Below are 3,698 nucleotides of genomic sequence, written 5' to 3' on the forward strand. Positions count from 1 at the left end.
ACAGGGGATGACCCCGGCTTTCGCGTGCCGTCCGTCGACTGGGAGCGCACCGGCCGCGACGTCTTGACCATGGAGTGGGTCGACGGCGTCAAGATGAACGACATTGCCGGCCTGGAGGCCGCCGGCCACGATCTGAAGGCGATCGCAGCCAATCTCATCCAGTCGTTCCTGCGCCACACCCTGCGCGACGGCTTCTTCCATGCCGACATGCATCCGGGCAATTTGTTCGTCGAGGCAAACGGCACCATCGTTGCCGTCGATCTCGGCATTGCCGGCAGGCTCGGCAAGAAGGAGCGCCGCTTCCTCGCCGAAATTCTCTACGGCTTCATCACGCGCGACTATCTGCGTGTCGCCGAGGTCCATTTCGAGGCCGGCTATGTGCCACGCCAGCACAATGTCGCGGCCTTCGCGCAGGCGATCCGGGCGATCGGGGAGCCGATCCATGGCCAGCCGGCCGAGACCATCTCGATGGCCAAGCTTCTGACGCTGCTGTTCGAGGTCACCGAACTCTTCGACATGGCGACGCGGCCCGAATTGATCCTGTTGCAGAAGACCATGGTGGTGGTCGAGGGCGTGGCGCGCACGCTCGACCCGGCCTTCAACATGTGGAAGACGGCCGAGCCGGTGGTCGGCGACTGGATATCAGGCAATCTTGGGCCGCGTGGCATGATGATCGATGCGCGTGACGGCGCCCGGGCGCTGCTCACCCTGGCCCGCCAGATTCCCGAGCTTGCGGCGCGCACCGACCGGCTGTCGCGCGAGATCGACCTGATGGCCGAGCACGGCCTGCGCTTCGACGAGACCACCGCCGACGCCATCGGCAAGGCCGAGGCGCGCTACAGCCGCTCCGGCCGCTGGGCACTCTGGGTAATTGCGCTGACGCTGGTCTATATCGCCTGGAAGATCATCTGAGTGCAGGCAATGACAGCAATGCTGTCATTGCAGTCGGAAATCGAGATCGCTATATTCTACGTAGGAGTGTGCATATGGCGAGGATTACCGTCCGCAATCTGGAAGACCATGTCATGCGGCGGCTACGCGAGCGCGGCGCCGCGCGGGGCGTTTCCATGGAGCAGGAAGCGCGGGACGTGCTCGCCGCATCCGTTGGGCTGCCGACCACAAAAGGGTTCGACCGAACGGGTTTGGCATCTGGGGAAAAACCCAAGGATCAATCAATCGCAAGAATGCAGGAATAGCCATGGGCACCCTGACGATCCGCAATCTCGACGAGGATTTGAAGCAAAGGCTGCGCGAGCAGGCCGCCAGACATGGCGTGTCAATGGAGCAGGAGGCAAGAACCCTGTTGTTGAAGGATGTAGCGGCAGTCAACAAGCACGACGACGATGTCGTCACGGCAGAGGAAATCCTCGAATTCGGTCGACGATTGCGAAAAGTGGACTTCGATCAGAAAAAACTAACGGATGAGCTCTGGTCCTTCATCGAGGAGGACTGACTGTGGTGATCGACACCTCCGCGATTTTGGCCATCCTCAAGCAGGAGCCTGATGCACCGGTGATAGCCCAGCGCCTCGCCGGAAATCAGCTGATGTTTATGAGCGCCGCGACCCTGATGGAATGTGGCACGGTCGTCGTCGGACGTTATGGGGCGGCCGGCACAGCTGAGTTGAGAGGCCTTCTAGAAAGACTGAAAGTCACGATCGTCGCTCTCACTGCCGAACATGCACAGGCCGGCATTGAAGCCTATGCCCTCTATGGCCGCGGCACTGGCCATCCCGCCAAACTCAACATGGGCGACTGTTTTTCCTACGCCCTCGCCAGGACGCGAAACCTGCCGCTGCTTTTCAAGGGCAATGATTTCATCCATACCGATATCGAACCGGCGCTGAAGCCGGCATGACACTCGATAAGAACTGGTCTTGGGCATGAGCCTCTCCGGCAAGCGCATCCTGCTCATCATCGGCGGCGGCATCGCCGCCTACAAGGCGCTCGATCTCATCCGCCGGCTGCGCGAGCGCGGAGCCGGCGTTCGGGTGGTCATGACATCGGCCGCGCAGGAGTTCATCACCACGCTGTCGGCCGGCGCGCTCTCCGCCGACCATGTCTTTACCGAACTGTTCGACCGCCAGGACGAGCACGATGTCGGCCACATCAGGCTGTCGCGCGAGGCCGACCTGCTGGTGGTGGCGCCAGCCACCGCCGACCTGATGGCCAAGCTCGCCAATGGCCACGCCAACGATCTGGCCTCCACGGTGCTCATCGCCACCGACAAGCCGGTGCTGATGGCGCCAGCCATGAACCCGAGGATGTGGGCGCATCCGGCCCCCCGCCGCAACCGCGCGACGCTGCAGAAAGACGGTGTCATCTTCGTCGGTCCGGTCAGGGGCGAGATGGCCGAAAGCAATGAAGCGGGCGAAGGCCGCATGGCCGAGCCGCTGGAGATCGTCGCCGCGATCGACGCACTGCTCGACGTCGGCCCGAAGCCGCTGTCGGGGCGCAGGATCATCGTCACCTCCGGCCCCACGCATGAGCCGATCGACCCGGTGCGCTACATCGCCAACCGTTCGTCCGGCAAGCAGGGCCATGCCATAGCGGCAGCACTGGCCAGGCTCGGCGCCGATGTGCACCTCGTCTCCGGTCCTGTCGGCATTGCCGATCCGGCTGGCGTGAAGACCATCCATGTCGAACGTGCGCAAGAGATGCGCGACGCGGTGGAACAGCTCCTGCCTGCCGACGCGGCGGTGTTCGTCGCCGCCGTTGCCGACTGGCGAACCGAAAATTCAGCCGGTGAGAAGATCAAAAAGGTGGCCGGCGAAGGGCCGCCGGTGCTGCGCATGGTCGAAAATCCCGACATTCTCGCCGGCGTCGGCCATCACAGCCAGCGACCCGGCCTGATTATCGGCTTCGCCGCCGAGACGCAGGATCTCCTGCGCAACGCCGAGGCCAAACTCAAGAAAAAAGGCGCCGATCTCATCGTCGCCAACGACGTGTCGCAGGGAAGCGGCGTCGGTTCTTCTGGCGTGATGGGCGGCGATCGCAACCGGGTGCGGATCGTGTCAAAGGCTGGCGTCGAGGAATGGCCGGAGATGAGCAAGGACGATGTGGCGGCGCGGCTCGCCGCCTTGATCGCCGAAAGGCTTAAAACCATCATCGTTTGAACCGACGCAGAGACGTTCTGAGGCAGTGACGCACTGCCCTGCCGCGAGACGACATTCAGGCAGCGCTTTAAGTCCTGCGGCTCTACCTCAATTGGTCAAAAGCTGCGCGGTCCGGGCAAGCGCGCCGGCGAAGCCGTTGAGCGGAATGGAAAAGTTCACCGCTTGTCCGGTATCTGCCGCGAAAGCGTCGATCTTCAGTGTGGTGCCTGATTTCAGCAGCGGCGTGACAGTCGCATCGAACACCACCGGCACCAGACAGCCGACGACCTGGCAGGTGTTGAACGCCAGGCTGCCGTCCAGCTTCTGATCGTCGATGGTCAGGCTGACCCCCTTGGCCAGCGCCAGGCCGAACGGCAACGCAAGCGTGCCCATGGCATCCTCGCCGGTCTTGCTCGACAGCTCGATCGCCAGCAGCCGCTGATTGCTTTGCTTGTTGAATTGCTGATGCGACAGGCTGCAGGTCTTGGCCGTGCCCGATATCTGGCAATTGACCGTCCAGTCGCCGTGGGTTTCAGACAGTGCCGACGCGCCGCCGGGCAACTGCGGCACATCCGCGGCAGCGGGTGCCGCGGATGTGCCGCAG

6 protein-coding genes are annotated in these 3,698 nt (G+C 63.2%); 5 read left to right on the top strand and 1 reads right to left on the bottom strand.

Translation table 11 applies throughout. From position 1 onward, the window contains the following. The 5 genes from EN939_RS24990 to coaBC all read left to right on the top strand — a co-directional run. Positions 1-912, top strand: a 912-nt coding sequence (locus EN939_RS24990) for an AarF/UbiB family protein (RefSeq protein ID WP_245473164.1), incomplete at its 5' end; no start/stop codon positions are given. Between the two features lie 74 nt (positions 913-986). Further along, the gene (locus EN939_RS38620) at positions 987-1,196 is read left to right on the top strand and encodes a FitA-like ribbon-helix-helix domain-containing protein (RefSeq protein ID WP_127270485.1); all 210 of its coding nucleotides are present in this window, start codon (positions 987-989) and stop codon (positions 1,194-1,196) included. A gap of 2 nt (positions 1,197-1,198) precedes the next feature. Next, positions 1,199-1,453 carry a FitA-like ribbon-helix-helix domain-containing protein gene (locus EN939_RS25000; RefSeq protein WP_127270486.1) on the top strand — a complete coding sequence of 85 codons (255 nt, stop codon included), beginning with the start codon at positions 1,199-1,201 and terminating at the stop codon, positions 1,451-1,453. A gap of 2 nt (positions 1,454-1,455) precedes the next feature. Next, positions 1,456-1,857, top strand: a complete 402-nt coding sequence (locus tag EN939_RS25005; RefSeq protein ID WP_127270488.1) for a type II toxin-antitoxin system VapC family toxin — start codon at positions 1,456-1,458, stop codon at positions 1,855-1,857. Between the two features lie 25 nt (positions 1,858-1,882). After that, a complete protein-coding gene (gene coaBC / locus EN939_RS25010) occupies positions 1,883-3,115 on the top strand; it encodes a bifunctional phosphopantothenoylcysteine decarboxylase/phosphopantothenate--cysteine ligase CoaBC (protein WP_127270490.1) in 1,233 nt (410 codons plus the stop codon). Positions 3,116-3,202: 87 nt separating this feature from the next. Here coaBC and EN939_RS25015 read toward each other — a convergent pair. Then, a partial coding sequence (locus EN939_RS25015) for an invasion associated locus B family protein (protein WP_127270491.1) occupies positions 3,203-3,698 on the bottom strand: 496 nt, incomplete at its 5' end.

Origin of the sequence: Mesorhizobium sp. M7A.F.Ca.CA.002.05.1.1 (assembly GCF_003998335.1) — a bacterium.
Classification (GTDB): domain Bacteria; phylum Pseudomonadota; class Alphaproteobacteria; order Rhizobiales; family Rhizobiaceae; genus Mesorhizobium.

Coding starts and splice junctions, on each gene's coding strand:
- EN939_RS38620 (WP_127270485.1), top strand. CDS start 987: ATGGCGAGGATTACCGTCCGCAATCTGGAAGACCATGTCATGCGGCGG.
- EN939_RS25000 (WP_127270486.1), top strand. CDS start 1,199: ATGGGCACCCTGACGATCCGCAATCTCGACGAGGATTTGAAGCAAAGG.
- coaBC (WP_127270490.1), top strand. CDS start 1,883: ATGAGCCTCTCCGGCAAGCGCATCCTGCTCATCATCGGCGGCGGCATC.